This is a genomic window from Corynebacterium sp. LaCa117 (genome assembly GCF_046717765.1).
GTDB classification, from domain to species: Bacteria; Actinomycetota; Actinomycetes; order Mycobacteriales; family Mycobacteriaceae; genus Corynebacterium; species Corynebacterium kefirresidentii.
Genome location: NZ_CP177102.1, coordinates 382,252 through 400,787 on the forward strand (window position 1 = coordinate 382,252; position 18,536 = coordinate 400,787).

Annotated in this window: 10 protein-coding genes and 1 riboswitch; all 10 genes read left to right on the forward strand. The window is 56.4% G+C overall.

What is annotated here, in order from left to right; genetic code table 11:
• Positions 1–81 precede the first annotated feature (81 nt).
• Positions 82–4,077: a DNA-directed RNA polymerase subunit beta' gene (locus ACLI1L_RS01985; protein WP_411707928.1), complete on the forward strand. Its 3,996-nt coding sequence runs from the start codon at positions 82–84 to the stop codon at positions 4,075–4,077.
• 405 nt (positions 4,078–4,482) lie between these two features.
• Positions 4,483–9,219: a Rib/alpha-like domain-containing protein gene (locus tag ACLI1L_RS01990; protein WP_411707929.1), complete on the forward strand. Its 4,737-nt coding sequence runs from the start codon at positions 4,483–4,485 to the stop codon at positions 9,217–9,219.
• A gap of 484 nt (positions 9,220–9,703) precedes the next feature.
• Positions 9,704–9,847: riboswitch (TPP riboswitch) on the forward strand.
• Positions 9,838–10,455 carry an ECF transporter S component gene (locus tag ACLI1L_RS01995; RefSeq protein ID WP_411707930.1) on the forward strand — a complete coding sequence of 206 codons (618 nt, stop codon included), beginning with the start codon at positions 9,838–9,840 and terminating at the stop codon, positions 10,453–10,455. It overlaps the preceding riboswitch by 10 nt.
• A 14-nt stretch (positions 10,456–10,469) precedes the next feature.
• Entirely contained in the window at positions 10,470–11,897 is a 1,428-nt protein-coding gene (locus tag ACLI1L_RS02000; protein ID WP_411707931.1) for an ABC transporter ATP-binding protein, read from the forward strand.
• On the forward strand, positions 11,890–12,660 hold the full coding sequence (locus ACLI1L_RS02005; RefSeq protein ID WP_411707932.1) for an energy-coupling factor transporter transmembrane component T family protein: 771 nt from the start codon (positions 11,890–11,892) through the stop codon (positions 12,658–12,660). Before ACLI1L_RS02000 ends, ACLI1L_RS02005 begins: the two co-directional genes overlap by 8 nt.
• A gap of 26 nt (positions 12,661–12,686) precedes the next feature.
• Entirely contained in the window at positions 12,687–13,238 is a 552-nt protein-coding gene (locus tag ACLI1L_RS02010) for a hypothetical protein (protein ID WP_086589063.1), read from the forward strand.
• Positions 13,239–13,470: 232 nt separating this feature from the next.
• Positions 13,471–13,842 carry a 30S ribosomal protein S12 gene (rpsL, locus tag ACLI1L_RS02015; RefSeq protein WP_005322866.1) on the forward strand — a complete coding sequence of 124 codons (372 nt, stop codon included), beginning with the start codon at positions 13,471–13,473 and terminating at the stop codon, positions 13,840–13,842.
• 6 nt (positions 13,843–13,848) lie between these two features.
• Complete coding sequence (rpsG, locus tag ACLI1L_RS02020) at positions 13,849–14,316, forward strand: 30S ribosomal protein S7 (RefSeq protein ID WP_005322865.1); 468 nt, start codon at positions 13,849–13,851, stop codon at positions 14,314–14,316.
• A 322-nt stretch (positions 14,317–14,638) separates the two neighbouring features.
• Complete coding sequence (gene fusA, locus ACLI1L_RS02025) at positions 14,639–16,768, forward strand: elongation factor G (protein ID WP_394285902.1); 2,130 nt, start codon at positions 14,639–14,641, stop codon at positions 16,766–16,768.
• Between the two features lie 392 nt (positions 16,769–17,160).
• The gene (gene tuf / locus ACLI1L_RS02030) at positions 17,161–18,351 is read left to right on the forward strand and encodes an elongation factor Tu (RefSeq protein WP_023020538.1); all 1,191 of its coding nucleotides are present in this window, start codon (positions 17,161–17,163) and stop codon (positions 18,349–18,351) included.
• Positions 18,352–18,536: the final 185 nt, after the last annotated feature.

Below are 18,536 nucleotides of genomic sequence, written 5' to 3' on the forward strand. Positions count from 1 at the left end.
AGTCCCCGCGGTAGGGCATAAACGTTCCATTCATACAAAGCCATCAATTCCTCGACAACGAGGATGAAAGGGAGACATTACGTGTTTGACGTAAATCTCTTCGACGAGCTCCGCATCGGTCTGGCCACCGCAGACGATATTCGTCGCTGGTCCAAGGGCGAGGTCAAAAAGCCTGAGACCATTAACTACCGCACCCTGAAGCCGGAGAAGGACGGCCTCTTCTGTGAGCGCATCTTCGGCCCCACCCGTGATTGGGAGTGCGCTTGTGGTAAGTACAAGCGCGTCCGCTACAAGGGCATCATCTGTGAGCGCTGTGGCGTTGAGGTCACCAAGTCTAAGGTTCGCCGTGAGCGCATGGGCCACATTGAGCTGGCCGCTCCGGTAACCCACATCTGGTACTTCAAGGGCGTTCCTTCCCGCTTGGGCTACCTGCTGGACCTGGCTCCGAAGGATCTCGAGCGCATCATTTACTTCGCCGCCAATATCATCACCTCCGTGGATGAAGAGGCTCGCCACAACGACCAGTCCACCCTGGAAGCAGAAATGCTCCTGGAGAAGAAGGACGTTGAGGACGATACCGAGTCCGAGATCGCAGAGCGCGTCTCTAAGCTGGAGTCTGACCTGGCTGAGCTGGAAGCAGCTGGTGCCAAGGCAGATGCCCGCAAGAAGGTAAAGAACGCTGCTGATAAGGAAATGCAGCACATCCGCGAGCGCGGCGAGCGCGAAATCGCCCGCCTAGATGAGATTTGGAATACCTTCATCAAGCTGGCTCCGAAGCAGATGATCATCGATGAGACCATCTACGAAGAGCTGGTTGACCGCTACGAGGATTACTTCACCGGCGGCATGGGCGCAGAAGCCATCCAGACCCTGGTCCGCAACTTCGACCTCGAAGCTGAGGCCGAGGAGCTGCGCGAGATCATCAACAATGGCAAGGGCCAGAAGAAGATGCGTGCCCTCAAGCGCCTGAAGGTTGTTGCTGCCTTCCTGCGCTCCGGCAACGATCCGGCCGGCATGGTGCTGGATGCCATCCCGGTTATCCCGCCAGAGCTGCGCCCAATGGTGCAGCTGGACGGCGGACGCTTTGCTACCTCCGACCTGAATGACCTCTACCGCCGCGTGATCAACCGAAATAACCGTTTGAAGCGCATGATCGACCTGGGCGCTCCAGAGATCATCGTGAATAACGAGAAGCGCATGCTGCAGGAGTCTGTGGACGCGCTCTTCGATAACGGCCGCCGCGGCCGTCCGGTTACCGGCCCGGGCAACCGTCCGCTGAAGTCCCTGTCTGACTTGCTCAAGGGCAAGCAGGGCCGTTTCCGCCAGAACTTGCTGGGTAAGCGCGTGGACTACTCCGGCCGTTCCGTTATTATTGTCGGCCCGCAGCTGAAGCTGCACGAGTGTGGTCTGCCGAAGCTCATGGCGCTCGAGCTATTCAAGCCGTTCGTCATGAAGCGCCTGGTAGAAAATGACTACGCCCAGAACATCAAGTCCGCCAAGCGCATGGTTGAGCGCCAGCGCCCAGAGGTGTGGGACGTTCTGGAGCAGGCCATTTCCGAGCACCCAGTGATGCTCAACCGTGCTCCTACGCTGCACCGCCTGGGTATCCAGGCCTTCGAGCCGAAGCTGGTTGAGGGTAAGGCTATTCAGCTGCACCCGCTAGCTTGTGAGGCATTCAACGCCGACTTCGACGGCGACCAAATGGCAGTCCACCTGCCGCTGTCCGCTGAGGCTCAGGCTGAGGCCCGCGTCTTGATGCTGGCGTCCAATAACATTCTGTCCCCGGCATCCGGTAAGCCGCTGGCCATGCCGCGTCTGGACATGGTTACCGGCCTGTACTACCTGACCATGGACAAGTCCGAGGACGAGATCGGTGGCAATGGTCGCTTCCGCGAGGCTGAAGAGGATAAGCCAGCAACCGGCGTTTACTCCTCCTACGCCGAGGCCCTCATGGCCTATGACCGCGGCACCGTTGGCCTGCAGGCCCCGATCAAGGTCCGCATCGATCACCTTCGCCCGCCGGAGGATATTGAGGCAGAGCAGTTCCCGGATGGCTGGACCAAGGGCCAGGCATGGATGGGCTACACCACCATTGGTCGCGTCATGTTCAACGAGCTGCTGCCATGGAACTACCCGTACCTCGAGGGCATCATGGTCCGTAAGGGCGGCGGCTCCGGCAACAAGGTCCTCATCGGTGACGTGGTCAATGACTTGGCCAATAAGTACCCGATGATCACCGTGGCTCAGGTGCTGGACAACATGAAGGACGCCGGCTTCTACTGGGCAACCCGTTCCGGCGTGACCATCACCATGTCCGACGTTCTGGTTCTGCCGAATAAGACCGAGATCCTCGAGTCTTATGAGAAGGAAGCAGAGCGCATCGAGCGCAAGTACTGGGAGCAGGGTGCTCTGACCGAGCGCGAGCGCTACGATCGCCTGGTTGAGCTGTGGAAGGACGCTACCGATACCGTCGGTGAGGCCGTCGAGAACATGTACCCGGACCACAACCCGATTCCGATGATTGTGAAGTCTGGTGCGGCCGGTAACATGCGTCAGATCTGGACGCTGGCCGGTATGAAGGGCATGGTTGTGAACTCGCACGGTGATTACATCACCCGTCCGATTAAGACCTCCTTCCGCGAAGGCCTGTCCGTGCTGGAGTACTTCAACAACTCCCACGGTTCCCGTAAGGGTCTGGCCGATACCGCGCTGCGTACCGCTGACTCCGGCTACCTCACCCGTCGTCTGGTGGACGTGGCCCAAGACGTCATCGTCCGCGAAGAGGACTGTGGCACCCGCCAGGGCGTCCGCGTTCCAATCGGCGAGGAATCCGGCGACAAGGTTGTTCTCTCCGAGCTGTGGGAGACTTCCGCATCCGGCCGCGTTATCGCAACCGACGTCAAGGACGCCAACGGCGAGGTTGTGGCCGAGGCCGGCTCCGATCTCACCGAGGAGCTCACCCAGAAGCTGCTTGACGCTAAGGTCACCGAGGTTAAGGTACGCTCTGTGCTGACCTGCCAGACCCCGGCCGGCGTGTGCGCCAAGTGCTACGGCAAGTCCATGGCTTCCGGCCAGCTTGTCGATATCGGCGAGGCCGTCGGCATCGTGGCTGCGCAGTCCATTGGTGAGCCGGGTACCCAGCTGACCATGCGTACGTTCCACCAGGGTGGTGTCGGTGGCGATATTACCGGCGGTCTGCCGCGTGTTCAGGAGCTCTTCGAGGCCCGTAACCCGAAGAACCGCGCTCCTATCGCCTCCGTAGATGGCACCGTGTCCCTGTCTGACGAGGGCAACTTCTGGACCCTGACCATCACCCCGGATGACGGCTCTGATGACGTGGTTTACGAGAAGCTCTCCAAGCGCCAGGGTCTGGCTCAGGTCCGTCGCCCGATGGAGTCCAACCCGGATGCGATGATTGAGCGCTCCCTCAAGGACGGCGACCACGTGGAGACCGGTGACCGCCTCATGCGCGGTGCGGCCGACCCGCACGACGTGCTCGAGGTTCTCGGCCGCCGTGGCGTGGAGCAGCACCTCATCAATGAGGTTCAGGCTGTGTACCGTACGCAGGGTGTGGCTATCCATGATAAGCACATCGAGATCATCATCCGCCAGATGCTGCGCCGCGGTACCGTCATCGATGCGGGTACCACGGACTTGCTGCCGGGTAACCTGATTGACCTCTCTGAGGCTAAGCAGCTCAACGCTGCTCAGGTTGCTGAGGGCGGCGAGCCGGCTCAGCTGCGCTCGGAGATTATGGGTATTACCAAGGCTTCCTTGGCTACCGAGTCCTGGTTGTCTGCTGCATCGTTCCAGGAGACCACGCGTGTGCTTACCGACGCAGCTATTAATAAGCGCTCCGATAAGCTCATCGGTCTCAAGGAGAACGTGATTATCGGTAAGCTCATTCCGGCTGGTACCGGTATTTCCCGTTACCGCAATATCTCTGTTAAGCCGACTGAGGCTGCGCGCAACGCTGCTTACTCGATTCCGACTTACGGCGATTCTATCTATGGTGATGACGGTTTTGGTGAGTTCACCGGTGCTTCCGTCCCGTTGGATGAGGACTTCACCTTCTAGGTAAAAGCGAGGGCAGCAACGCCGTAAATGCTGCACATAAAGAAGCGTGTCTGGACCCCAGACACGCTTTTTTCATGCGAAAAATCGCGGATAGCTAAGAGAATCTGTATTGATTTCCAAGAAAAATATTTAGCTGATTTATCACCAACTTAAGGTAGCCAAAAATCCAAAGGGCCACTGACTAGGTAAATCTTCCCTATTGCGAGATGTGGACATCGTTAACCACCCATAATAATAAAATTAAATAATTATATCGGTTGTACTGGCCAGCCAATTTCAATAATGTTACAGGTGGAGGACGGCTCGGAATCAGCTAAAAGTCAGTTGTGCGTACGTCTAGGCAAGGAATGAAGGGCATGCTTCTGTTCTCTGTGTTCTCTAATTTTTCATAAGGAAGGCAGTTTCATGAAAATAAAGAGTATTAACGGCGTAACTCGCCGTCGCGGCACTACTATCGCTGCCGCTGCTCTCTCTGTAGCTCTCGTGACTCCATTTGTTCACCCAGTTGTAAATCCGGGGGCCTCGCCGGTTGCTGCTGCTCAGGATGCAGCATCTGCGCAGGATCGCAGTGTTGACTCGAAGGGTACTTCGGAAGCGACTGCAATTCGAGCGGATGGTACTTGGGGTCAGAAGAAGGGCTACCAAGGTAGGGTCTATTTGGATCGTGATAAAACGCCAGATGACCAGGATGATGCTGACGAGGCTATGCCTGGTGTAAAGGTCTTCTTGCAGTATGTTAACGGTAAGGGGCAGGTTTCTCCTATTTACTACACCACCTCGGATTCCGAGGGTAAATTCGTCTTCGACTTGTCCAAGGCACCGAAGGATGGCCTAGGCAATCCGCTCGAATTCAAATTGGCTGGCGATCCGGAGTTTCAAGTCCGCACTTGGGCTGAGAACCCGGACCCTGCAAAGTACACCTTAGCGGCCGGTGGCGACATGTACAGCGGTCGCTTCCATGACCGACTGACCCGTAAATGGGAGAGTTGGGACTTTACAGCCGGCATTAACCGAATTGTCGGTTCTAAGGTCGTATTCCAAGAACGTCCGAACGTAGATGGCTGGCTTGCAAAGCCTGAAGCTGAGTGGACCGAGGCGCCGAGTGCTGATAAGAAGTGGCCAGAGGGTGGTATTTATGGTACCGCACGGGGCAAGGTTTGGTGGGAAAACAATGAGGACAAGGGCACACTTTCCAACCAATACTTTAAGGATTCTTCAGATCGTGCCGCTACTAATGTTAAGGTCGTAGGCTCCTATGTCAACGATGAAGTAGCACGTCAGTTTGACGCTTGGAAGGCCGCAAACAAGAACTACAGTCGTGAACAGTTCCGCGCTGCCCAGAAGGACATCGTTGACAAATATCAGGCTGAGCACGGCAAAGGCTCCCATATCGCAGAGTCCCGCGTAGCTTATGTAAAGGATGACGGTTCCTTCTACCTCCCCTTTGCCGGCTTGTATGGTGTTGACCGCAACAAAAAGGGCAACAAAACCACGGACGAAGAATGGGGCACGCTCGTCTCCGCAAAGGATGAAAAGCATGACAATCTAATGCAGTGGAACGGCACTCTGGGCCAGCGTCACCGCCACATCAGCAAGGACTATATGTACTTGTATCCGGTAGTCGGTGATAACCGTGACCTATGGATGGGTAATTACCAGGACAATATGTTCCAGCCCGCCGATGGTGGAGGCCTAGGTGTGTCGTTGGAGTCAGATAATATTTCTGAACAGAACTTCGCGTTGTTGACTCCGCGCCCGATGCACGACGTCTTCAACTACGACAACACTTCTTCCATCGCAGCTCCTGGTGATACCGCCAAGTCGAAGACTACCGGCCTGGTCCCTAATCAGAAGTATGCTATCGAGTGGTTCGCGGACGGTAAATCCACCGGTAAGGTTTGCACTGTCACCGCTAACAAGCTAGGTGAGTTGGATTCCTGCGACTTCACCGTTCCGAAGGATCTAACCAAGGCAACTGTGTACTCTTCTCAGGTATTCGCTGCCGATGCCGCGGGCAAGCCTACGGGCACACTACTTCTGGCGGATTCCTTCTTGGCAGACCCGACCGGCGTTCGTTATGACGACACCAAGGGCACAGCCAAGGAAAAAGATCTTGAAGCGAAGCCTTCTTTTGACAACCCGAATACTGACGCGGTCGAAGAAAAACCGGAAGGTGCAACCTTTGAGTTCGCGGATCCCGCTGCTGCTGAGAAACTGGGGCTGACTATTGATCCTAAGACCGGCGCAGTTAAATGGCCTGCGGATAAACAGGTTGAAGGCGAAAACGAGGTGCTCGTAAAGGTTACATGGAAACCTGCTGAGGGTGCTGATCCAGTATCGCGAGAAGTTCCTGCGAAGTTTATCCTAGATGCTCCTGCTCCTGCTGCGAAGGATAGTGAGTCTTTTGCGCCTGAGTATAAGGATGGTTCTGGTAAGCCGGGCGAGGATGCCAAGGTTGATGCTCCGAAGTTCACGGACAAGGACGGTAACTCGACCACTGCTCCTGAGGGTACGAAGTTTGCCCCTGGTGATGGTGCGCCTGAGGGTGTGACTGTTAACGAGGATGGTTCCATCAGCGTTAAGGTTCCGGAGGGTGCTAAGCCGGGTGAGAAGATTACTGTTCCGGTTGTTGTGACGTATCCGGATGGTTCTAAGGACACTGTTGATGTAACTGTCACTGTTTCCGAGCCGGATACTAAACCGGAGGTTCCGGATACTAAACCGGAGGTTCCGGATACTGATGGTGACGGAATCCCGGATTCTCAGGATCCGGATATCGATGGTGATGGCGTCAATAACTCTGATGAGAAGGCTGCTGGTACCGATCCGTACAACCCGGATATCGATGGTGATGGCACCAAGGATGGTGATGAGGACGCTGACGGTGATGGTAAGACCAACAAGGAAGAGTCTGACCCAACTGTGGATGAGTCCAAGGACTCTGACGGTGACGGCATCCCGGACATCATCGATAAGGATGATGAGGATGGTCCGAAGGGTGATAAGGACGGCGATGGCATCATCAATTCTGAGGATCCGGATGCTGATGGCGACGGTGTTTCCAATGATGATGAGAAGGAAGCTGGCCTTGATCCGTTGAATCAGGATACCGATGGTGACGGCACCAAGGATGGTGATGAGGACACTGACGGTGATGGTAAGACCAACAAGGACGAGTCTGAGGTTCCTGAGGGTAAGGTAACCGACGAGGACGGTGACGGTCTTGGCGATACCGGTGTTACCGATAAGGATCCGGAAGATGGTAAGGCTGACATCACTGATGGTCCGCAGACCCCGGACACTGATGGTGACGGAATCCCGGATTCTCAGGATCCGGATATCGATGGTGATGGCGTCAATAACTCCGATGAGAAGGCTGCTGGTACCGATCCGTACAACCCGGATACCGATGGTGATGGCACCAAGGATGGTGACGAGGACGCCGACGGTGACGGCAAGACCAACGCTGAGGAGTCTGACCCGTCTGTTGATAAGTCCAAGGACTCTGACGGTGATGGCATCCCGGATATCATCGATAAGGATGACCAGGATGGTCCGAAGGATGATAAGGATAATGACGGCATCATCAATGCTGAGGATCCGGATGCTGATGGCGACGGTGTCTCTAATGATGATGAGAAGGAAGCTGGCCTTGATCCGTTGAATCCGGATACCGATGGTGACGGCACCAAGGATGGTGATGAGGACACTGACGGTGACGATAAGAAGAACAAGGATGAGTCTGAGGTTCCTGAGGGCAAGGTAACCGACGAGGACGGCGACGGTGTTGGCGATACCGGTATTACCGACAAGGATGGCAATGGTAAGGCTGACATCGTCGATAAGCCGGATACTGAGACCCCGGATACGAAGAAGCCGGATTGGAACGATGCGAAGGCCGCTCCAGGTGAGTCTGTTGAGATCGAGAAGGATCCGAATTCTGGTGACGTTGAGTCTGGTACTACCGTTGAGGTCTCTAAGGGGCCGGGTACCGCTGAGATTGATGACAACGGCAAGATCACTGTGAAGCCGAATGAGGATGCTAAGCCTGGCGACAAGATTGTTGTTGAGGTTAAGGATCCTGAAGGCAAGGTAATCGATACCGTTGAGGTCACCGTTGGCGAGCCTAAGGACAAGCCTGGTACCAACGATAAAGATGGCGATGGCATCATCAATTCTGAGGATCCGGATGCTGATGGCGACGGTGTTTCCAATGATGATGAGAAGGAAGCTGGCCTTGATCCGCTGAATCCGGATACCGATGGTGACGGCACCAAGGATGGTGATGAGGACACTGACGGTGACGATAAGAAGAACAAGGATGAGTCTGAGGTTCCTGAGGGCAAGGTAACCGACGAGGACGGCGACGGTGTTGGCGATACCGGTATTACCGACAAGGACGGCAATGGTAAGGCTGACATCGTCGATAAGCCGGATACTGAGACCCCGGATACGAAGAAGCCGGATTGGAACGATGCGAAGGCCGCTCCAGGTGAGTCTGTTGAGATCGAGAAGGATCCGAATTCTGGTGACGTTGAGTCTGGTACTACCGTTGAGGTCTCTAAGGGGCCGGGTACCGCTGAGATTGATGACAACGGCAAGATCACTGTGACCCCGGATGAGGATGCTAAGCCTGGCGACAAGATTGTTGTTGAGGTTAAGGATCCTGAAGGCAAGGTAATCGATACCGTTGAGGTCACCGTTGGCGAGCCTAAGGACAAGCCTGGTTCCAATGATGGCGGTTCCAGCATCCCGTCTGGTTCTTCCAATGTTGATTGGAAGCGTTGTGCACCGGCTGCTGCTGGCGTTGGTTTGCCGCTGCTGTTCCTGCTGCCGATTGGTCTGGCTTCGCAGATGAACATTCCGGGCTTCTCCCCGCTGGTAAAGCAGGTTTCTGCTCAGATTGATGGAATTAACCGTCAGCTGGGTCAGCAGAATACTGCATTGCAGAAGCAGCTGGGTATTTACAATGGCCCGCTTGCAAAGCAGGCTAGCCAGATTGACCTGATGCTGAAGAAGGTTAGCCCGGAGGCTGGCCGTATCGGTGGCGGAGTTGCTCTTGCTGCAGCTGGCGCACTTGCGCTGGGATTGCTTATCAATTCCTGTGCTCCGGGTGCTGGTTCCTCTAGCTCCTCCAAGTAATCGTGGGAGTGGGGCTGCTTTGGGTCCTGCACCTGTGCGCTATGGGAAGGGCGTAATCTTCCCAACCTTTTAGGGAACGGAAATGGCCGTTAGCCCAGTTGAATCCACTAGGATCGCTGGTGCTAACGGCCATTCGTTGTGTTTTGCTAGCTAAAAGATTGATGCTTTGGACCAGACAAATTGGTTGAGTCGCTACGATCATTGAGAGCCTTGCTTCCTGGGGTCCCTAGAGCTTCGCGGAAGTTATTTGTTGCTTGGTTTGTTTTAGGATCGATTGGGTTAGCTGTGTAGGGGGTAGCCCGAGTCGCCTCAGAATGCGGTTTGCCGGATAGTCGGCGGACCAAAGAGTCGGGCCTGCTGCTCCAAAGGAGTCGTGTGTTATGCATTGGGTGGCCGATGGGGGAGGGGAAGCGATGGTGCTTGCTAGTATTAACACAGTCTTTAGTCAGGTGCGTCATCATGGCGAATGCTAAAGAGTGATAATTGTACAGCTCACGGGTGCTTCTTTCTGCACGCAGAAGACAATGTCTTAAAGGCAGGCAGAGGCTGAGATGCCGCCACATGCGCGGTGAACCGTAGAACCTGATCCGGATAATGCCGGCGAGAGGGAGGAAAATAATGTCTACTAATACTACACGTGTGTCCGCTGCCCCGAAGCGCAGTTTGAATTGGCGCGTGGTCGATATCGTGGTTGCATCTGTTCTGGGTGTAGCCTGCGGCTTCGTATTCTTGGGGTGGAACGCAGTGGGCTATGCCTGGTTCCAGGCCATGGATGCTATTACCCCGGGGTTGGGCGGTATTGCGACCGGTATTTGGCTCATTGGTGGCGTGCTGGGTGGCCTTATTATTCGTAAGCCGGGTGCAGCTGTATACGTAGAGGTCCTAGCGGCTACTGTGTCCGCATTTCTGGGCTCCCAGTGGGGCATTGAAACCTTGTACTCCGGCTTGGCACAAGGGCTAGGCGTGGAAATTATCCTGGCTATCTTCTTGTACCGCAAGTTTGGCTTTGGTGTGTCGGTATTAGCTGGCATGGCGGCTGGCTGGGGTGCTTTTATTCTTGAGCTATTCCTTTCCGGTAACTTGGCTCGTTCCTTCGAGTTCCAAATGATTTATTTGGTTACGCTGACTGTCTCCGGTGCTATCCTCGCCGGTGCTTTGGGCTTTTTCGTGGTGAAGGCGCTAGCGAAGACAGGCGCTTTGGATCGCTTCGCCGCAGGCCGTGAACAGCGCGCTTAGGGCGTGTGGGCACTGTGACTGACTTTTCCACTCTGGCGGGAAGGCCCACTAAAATCACCGCTCGCGGTTTTGGCTGGACGCATGCTGGGCGCACCCAGCCAGCACTAGCTGATATTGACTTGGTTATTGAGCCGGGCGAGCGGGTATTGCTCTGCGGTGAATCTGGATCCGGCAAGTCCACATTCCTAGCTGCTATAGCCGGGGTGCTGGGCTCTGATGAAGAGGGAACCCGCACCGGAGAGATCCTCTTGGAAGATTCCACTGGTGTGGTGGAGGAACCGGGACATTCCATTCCCGTAGGGCTGGTGTTGCAAGACCCAGATTCGCAGGTTATCTCAGCTCGAGTGGGAGACGATATTGCTTTCGGCTGCGAGAACCTAGCGTATCCGAGGGAAGAGATTTGGCGCCGCGTAGCCGCGGCCAAGGATCTGGTCGGCCCGTTCGTAGATTTGGATTTCCCCACCGAGCGCCTGTCTGGTGGCCAAAAGCAACGCCTTGCTTTAGTGGGGGTAATCGCTATGGGTGCCGGTGTGGTGCTGCTTGATGAGCCTACTGCCAATCTTGACCCTGCCGGCGCACGCGATGTGGTTCGGGCTGTTTCTGCACTAGTAGAAGAGACTGGGGCTACCCTCGTGGTGGTAGAGCACCAACATTCGGCCTGGGAAGGACTGCTTGACCGTGCCGTGGAAATTGCGCATGGGCGCATCGTGGCCGATGGACCCTTTGAGCAAGTAGCAAAGCGCCGACGTGTCGAAGGGCTCCCGCAGGCCCGCGAGATGGGCGATGGTGCAGCTGGGGAAGGCGACGCTGCACTCTGGAGTAAGGATTTGGTTACTCGCTTCGGCCCACCGCGCACGATTTCTCTTCCGGCGGGCGCTTCGACTGTGATTACAGGTCCCAATGGTGCAGGAAAATCAACATGGTTGATGACCATGGCGGGCTTGCTGCCGGCCATCTCCGGCGAGATCGGAGTGGCAGACTTTGTGCGCCGTGGGGTCAAGGGCCCACCGATTCGGTGGAAGTCTCGTGAGTTGGCAGACCGCATTGGATTCGTATTTCAAAACCCGGAGCACCAGTTCGTTTCTCGCACCGTAGCGGAAGAACTGCGCGTCGCGCCAAAGGTCATGCGAGTAAAGCCGCCGGAAGAGCGAATAGCGCAATTGGTGGAGTCCCTGCGCCTAGAGCACCTTTTGGAAGCTAATCCTTTCACGCTTTCTGGAGGGGAGAAGCGCCGCCTTTCGGTAGCTACTGCCTTGGTAACTTCACCTGAGGTAGTACTTCTTGACGAGCCTACTTTTGGACAAGACCCGCAAACCTTCGTGGAGCTGGTGCGCTTGCTACGCGAGCTAGCCGATGGTGGCACCACCGTTGCCTCCATCACCCACGATCCTTTGTTTATCCAGGCTTTAGGGGATCATCATGTGGAGGTGGATAGTGCCTAACCTTTTGCGCGGAGCCAATCCGCTCACCCGAATGTTTATGATGTTTATCTGGGTCACTCCCATTTTGGCATCCATTGACTGGGTTTCGGCAGCGGTATCGTTAGTGCTTACTCTGATTTTCGCCCCGTTATGCGGGGTATCGTGGGTGCGAGTCTTTAAGGCCGGATGGTTCCTTTTCTTGGTTGCCCCGATTTCTGGCGTTTCAATGCTGCTTTATGGTGAACCCAGCGGCACCGAATACTTCCACTGGTGGCTTATTCATGTCACCGAAAATTCCCTTAGCCTGGCCATCGCTATTACATTGCGCGTCTTTGCCGTAGCTTTGCCCATGGTGGTGCTCGCCCGTGATATCGACCCTACGGAGCTGGGTGATGCTCTCTCGCAGATCTTGAAGCTGCCGTCGCGTTTTGTCATTGGTGCAGTGGCCGGTGTGCGCATGATGACGCTCTTTCAATCTGATTGGCAGTCGCTGGGGATGGCGCGCAGGGCGAGGGGGTTGACGGACGTCGGCAAGCTGAAGCATCTGCTTACTATGTCCTTCGGACTATTGGTCATCGCGTTGCGCCGCGGTGGCAAATTGGCGACGGCCATGGAGGCGCGCGGATTTGGGCGCACTCCACCCAGAGGAGGGGCACGAACGTGGGCGCGTCCCTCCCGGCTGCACGCTCGTGATGGGTGGATTATGACCCTAGGTACTGTCCTCGCTTTTGTACCGGTGGTAGTTTCGGTACTCACTGGGGCCTGGAGATTCTTCGGCCTATAAACCGCGAAAGCAGTGATTGAGCGACCATGGACTTTGATAGCCAACAAGAGCGCCTCTTAGAGGACGTCGTCAAGCTGGCGGCAGCTAGAAAGCGTGCCTTCAAGCCAGTGACCGTGCTTATCGACGGACCTTCGGGCGCCGGGAAAACCTGGACTTCCGCCGCGCTGGCCGAGCGCACCAACTGGCGCGTGGTACACCTCGATGAGTTCTACCCAGGCTGGCACGGCCTGGACAAGGGCTCTGACATGGTGGCAGAGCAGGTATTGCGCACCATGAACCCCGGCTATTGGCGCTGGGATTGGGAGGCGGATACCCCTGGAGACTGGGCTAGCCTCGACGTGCGCGATGACCTCATCGTGGAAGGGGTGGGCTCGGTAACCCCGGCCAATATTGCGGCAGCAAAGGAGAGGGGAACGGTAGTGAGCGTGCTTATCGACGGCCCTCGCGACCAACGCCGCGAACGCGCCATCGCCCGCGAGCCCGACTACGAGCAGTGGTTTGAAACCTGGGAAGCACAGGAAAAGGACTACTTTGCCACCAAGGCTGCTGAGGCTGATTTAGTTTGGGAATGGTCCTAGCAGGAAGAAGGTGCCGATCGCGTTTTGTATAAAGCGTGATCGGTTTGCTAATCTAAACGGCAGTTCACTATGCGTGCCTTGCTGGCGCGCGGTGAAGAGTCTGATCCTTAACAAGGCACCGACCTTGGGAAGAGTTCTGGACATGCGGCAGCGCCCCGGGAAAGAGCGCCCATTTTTGCATGTTTGGTTCTTTTCCTTCGGTAGTGGTGCAATTCGACAGAAAGACTGTTAAATGCCAACTATTCAGCAGCTGGTCCGCAAGGGCCGCCACGATAAGCGTAAAGAGGTTTCCACCGCTGCGCTGAAGGGTTCCCCGCAGCGTCGCGGTGTATGCACCCGCGTGTACACCACCACTCCTAAGAAGCCGAACTCCGCACTGCGTAAGGTTGCTCGTGTTCGCCTGACCACCGGTATTGAGGTTTCCGCCTACATTCCGGGTGAGGGCCACAACCTGCAGGAGCACTCCATGGTCCTCGTTCGCGGCGGCCGTGTGAAGGACCTTCCTGGTGTTCGTTACAAGATTATCCGCGGCGCTCTGGATACCCAGGGTGTCAAGGACCGTAAGCAGGCACGTTCCCGTTACGGCGCAAAGAAGGGACAGTAATAAACAATGCGTAAGAATGCTGCTCCGAAGCGTCCTGTAGTAAAGGACCCGGTATACAACTCCGAGCAGGTCACCATGCTCGTTAACAAGATCCTCCAGGACGGCAAGAAGTCCACCGCTGAGCGTATCGTCTACGGCGCTCTCGAGGCTTGCCGCGAGAAGACCGGTACCGATCCGGTTGGCACCCTGGAGAAGGCACTGGGCAATATCCGCCCAGACCTCGAGGTTCGCTCCCGCCGTGTCGGTGGCGCTACCTACCAGGTGCCGGTTGAGGTTCGCCCTGACCGTGCAAACACCCTGGCACTGCGCTGGATGGTGACCTTCACCCGCCAGCGTCGCGAGAACTCTATGATTGAGCGTCTCGCAAACGAGATCCTGGATGCCTCCAACGGCCTCGGCGCTTCCGTTAAGCGTCGTGAGGATACTCACAAGATGGCTGAGGCTAACCGCGCCTTCGCTCACTACCGCTGGTAATTTCAGCACTCATTTCAATGGCCCAAGCAACGAGAAGCAAGTTTCGCGCTGGCTGCCGGCAGGTTTCCTGCCGCGGCAACACAAAACTACATATCTCTTGCTTGGGTCATTTTTTGCCCTAATGGGTGTGATTTCTGGGCGGTATGCCCGCCCAGTCCAGCGACATCGTGGAGTGTCCAGTACACTGAAGCGATGGAAGTCTAGGCGCATGCGTGCACCTAGGACGGCCAATAGTGGCAAAAATTAAAAGACCTTATCCATGCAGGCGTCATAGCCAGAAACCTGGTCACGGCGTCGACGACTATTAAGTTGGGGTATAAACGTGGCACAAGAAGTGCTTAAGGACCTGAACAAGGTCCGCAACATCGGCATCATGGCCCACATCGATGCTGGTAAGACGACGACCACCGAGCGTATTCTCTTCTACACCGGTATCAACCGTAAGGTGGGCGAGACCCACGACGGTGCTTCCACCACTGACTGGATGGAGCAGGAGAAGGAACGCGGCATCACCATTACCTCCGCTGCCGTGACCTGCTTCTGGAATAACAATCAGATCAACATCATCGACACCCCGGGTCACGTTGACTTCACCGTTGAGGTTGAGCGTTCCCTGCGTGTTCTCGACGGCGCCGTCGCAGTCTTCGACGGCAAGGAAGGCGTTGAGCCGCAGTCCGAGCAGGTGTGGCGTCAGGCAGCTAAGTACGACGTTCCGCGTATCTGCTTCGTCAACAAGATGGACAAGCTGGGCGCTGACTTCTACTTCACCGTTCAGACCATCATCGACCGCCTGGGCGCTAAGCCATTGGTTATGCAGCTGCCTATCGGCGCTGAGGATGACTTCGACGGCGTTGTCGACCTGCTGAACATGCAGGCAATCACCTGGCGCGGCAAGGTCGAGACCGGCGCTGAGCCTACCTACGAGGAAATCCCAGAGGACCTCAAGGACAAGGCTGCAGAGTACCGCGAGAAGCTGGTTGAGACCGTTGCTGAGTCCGACGAAGAGCTCATGGAGAAGTACTTCGGCGGCGAGGAGCTGACCATTGACGAGCTCAAGGCCGGCATCCGTAAGCTCACCATCAACTCCGAGGTTTACCCGGTTTACTGTGGTACTGCATACCGCAACAAGGGTGTGCAGCCACTGCTCGACGCTGTGGTTGACTTCCTGCCAAGCCCGCTGGACGTCGGCGAGGTTATCGGCCACGCGGTAGGAAACGAGGACGAGGAGCTCACCCGTAAGCCTTCCGTTGAGTCTCCGTTCTCCGCACTGGCATTCAAGATTGCTGCTCACCCATTCTTCGGTCAGCTGACCTTCACCCGCGTCTACTCCGGCCAGGTCACCCCGGGTACCGAGGTTATGAACTCCACCAAGGGCAAGAAGGAGCGCATCGGTAAGCTCTTCCAGATGCACGCCAACAAGGAAAACCCTGTTGAGCAGGCAGACGCCGGTAACATTTACGCTGTTATCGGTCTAAAGGAGACCACCACCGGTGACACCCTGTGTGACAAGGATGACCAGATCATCCTTGAGTCCATGGACTTCCCGGATCCGGTTATTAAGGTTTCCATTGAGCCGAAGACCAAGGCTGACCAGGAGAAGCTGGGTACCGCTATCCAGAAGCTGGCTGCTGAGGACCCAACCTTCACCGTCGAGCTGGATGAGGAGACCGGCCAGACCGTTATTGGCGGCATGGGCGAGCTCCACCTTGACGTCCTGGTTGACCGCATGAAGCGCGAGTTCAAGGTCGAGGCAAATATCGGTAACCCGCAGGTTGCTTACCGTGAGACCATCCGCAAGAAGGTTGAGTCCATGGAATACACCCACAAGAAGCAGACCGGTGGTTCCGGTCAGTTCGCAAAGGTTATCTGCACCATCGAGCCGTACAACCCGGACCCAGAAACCCTGGAAGAGGGCGAGTCCGCAACCTACGCATTCGAGAATGCCGTTACCGGTGGCCGCGTTCCGAAGGAATACATTCCTTCCGTTGACGCTGGTATCCAGGACGCTATGCAGTACGGCTACCTGGCAGGCTTCCCGATGGTTAACATCAAGGCCACCCTGGAAGACGGCGCTTACCACGACGTCGACTCCTCCGAGATGGCCTTCAAGCTGGCCGGCTCCCAGGTCTTCAAGGAAGCAATGGCCAAGGCAAAGCCAGTTCTGCTGGAGCCGATGATGGCCGTTGAGGTTGTCACCCCTGAGGAGTACATGGGCACCGTTAACGGTGACATCTCCTCCCGTCGTGGCCAGGTCTTCGCTATGGAGGACCGTTCCGGCGCGAAGGTCGTTAAGGCTAAGGTGCCGCTGTCCGAGATGTTCGGTTACATCGGTGACCTGCGTTCTTCCACCGCTGGCCGCGCAAACTTCACCATGGTCTTCGATTCCTACGCAGAGGTTCCATCCTCCGTGGCTCAGGCCATCATCGAGGAGCGTACCGGTTCCGCTAGCTAATCGTTAGCCCCGTTCCACCCGCGGTTTGTCCGGGCTGGTAATCTTCGCCAGTAGATGCCAGACCCGCCGCGGAGCGGGACAACTGGGCCAGGGTAGCGGCGGGCTGAGTTTGCAGCTTAATCATCTAGGTTGTGAATTGAGCCGGCCGTTACCCTCCCAGGATCCTTTTTAGAAGATTCTTGTCGAGGGAAATGGCCGCGATATTTCGCGGGGTTACCTCCTATAACGGCGGTTTGAAAAAACCGTGACATAAATCTAGGATCGTGTAACTGGCACGTAAAGAAAGCGTCATTAGCGCTTTGCCCCACATACTGTGGGTCGGGTGCCAATGACAACTGTCAACCACGTGGCTGCGAAGGTCGTAGCCACCATATAGTCCAGGAGGACATACAGTGGCAAAGGAGAAGTTCGAGCGTACGAAGCCGCATGTGAACATCGGCACCATCGGACACGTCGACCACGGCAAGACCACCACCACCGCAGCGATCACCAAGGTTCTGGCTGACCAGTACCCTGAGGAGAACCAGGCATTCGCGTTCGACATGATCGACAAGGCTCCTGAGGAGAAGGAGCGCGGTATTACCATCAACATCTCCCACGTTGAGTACTCCACCCCGAAGCGCCACTACGCACACGTTGACGCTCCGGGCCACGCCGACTACATCAAGAACATGATTACCGGCGCTGCTCAGATGGACGGCGCTATCCTGGTTGTTGCTGCAACCGATGGCCCGATGCCGCAGACCCGCGAGCACGTTCTGCTTGCTCGCCAGGTTGGCGTTCCTTACATCCTCGTTGCACTGAACAAGTGCGACATGGTTGATGATGAGGAAATCATCGAGCTCGTTGAGATGGAGATCCGTGAGCTGCTCGCAGAGCAGGACTACGATGAGGAAGCTCCTATCGTTCACATCTCCGCTCTGAAGGCTCTCGAGGGCGATGACAAGTGGGTACAGTCCGTCGTTGAACTGATGGAAGCCTGCGACAACGCTATCCCGGATCCGGAGCGCGCTACCGACCAGCCGTTCCTGATGCCTATCGAGGACATCTTCACCATTACCGGCCGCGGTACCGTTGTTACCGGCCGTGTTGAGCGTGGCCGTCTGAACGTCAACGAGGACGTTGAGATCATCGGTATCCAGGAGAAGTCCCAGACCACCACCGTTACCGGTATCGAGATGTTCCGCAAGATGATGGACTACACCGAGGCTGGCGACAACTGTGGTCTGCTTCTGCGTGGTACCAAGCGTGAGGACGTTGAGCGTGGCCAGGTTGTTATCAAGCCGGGCGCTTACACCCCGCACACCAAGTTCGAGGGCTCCGTCTACGTCCTGAAGAAGGAAGAGGGCGGCCGCCACACCCCGTTCATGAACAACTACCGTCCGCAGTTCTACTTCCGTACCACGGACGTTACCGGTGTTGTTCACCTGCCAGAGGGCACCGAGATGGTTATGCCTGGCGACAACGTTGAGATGTCCGTTGAGCTCATCCAGCCGGTCGCTATGGACGAGGGCCTGCGCTTCGCTATCCGCGAGGGCTCCCGCACCGTCGGCGCTGGCCGCGTTACCAAGGTTATCGACTAATCGATACCCCGTAACCGCTCAGTAGAGCCATAAAGAATCCGCTTCACCTTAGGGTGAGGCGGATTTTTTGATCCCTGGCCACCAAAGCTGCGCGCGGAGCAACCGCTTGTAGTTGATGCCGCACGCTTGGACTTTACGGGCAAAATGAAGCCTCCCGCGGCACTGCCTGTTCGGAATGCCGCGGG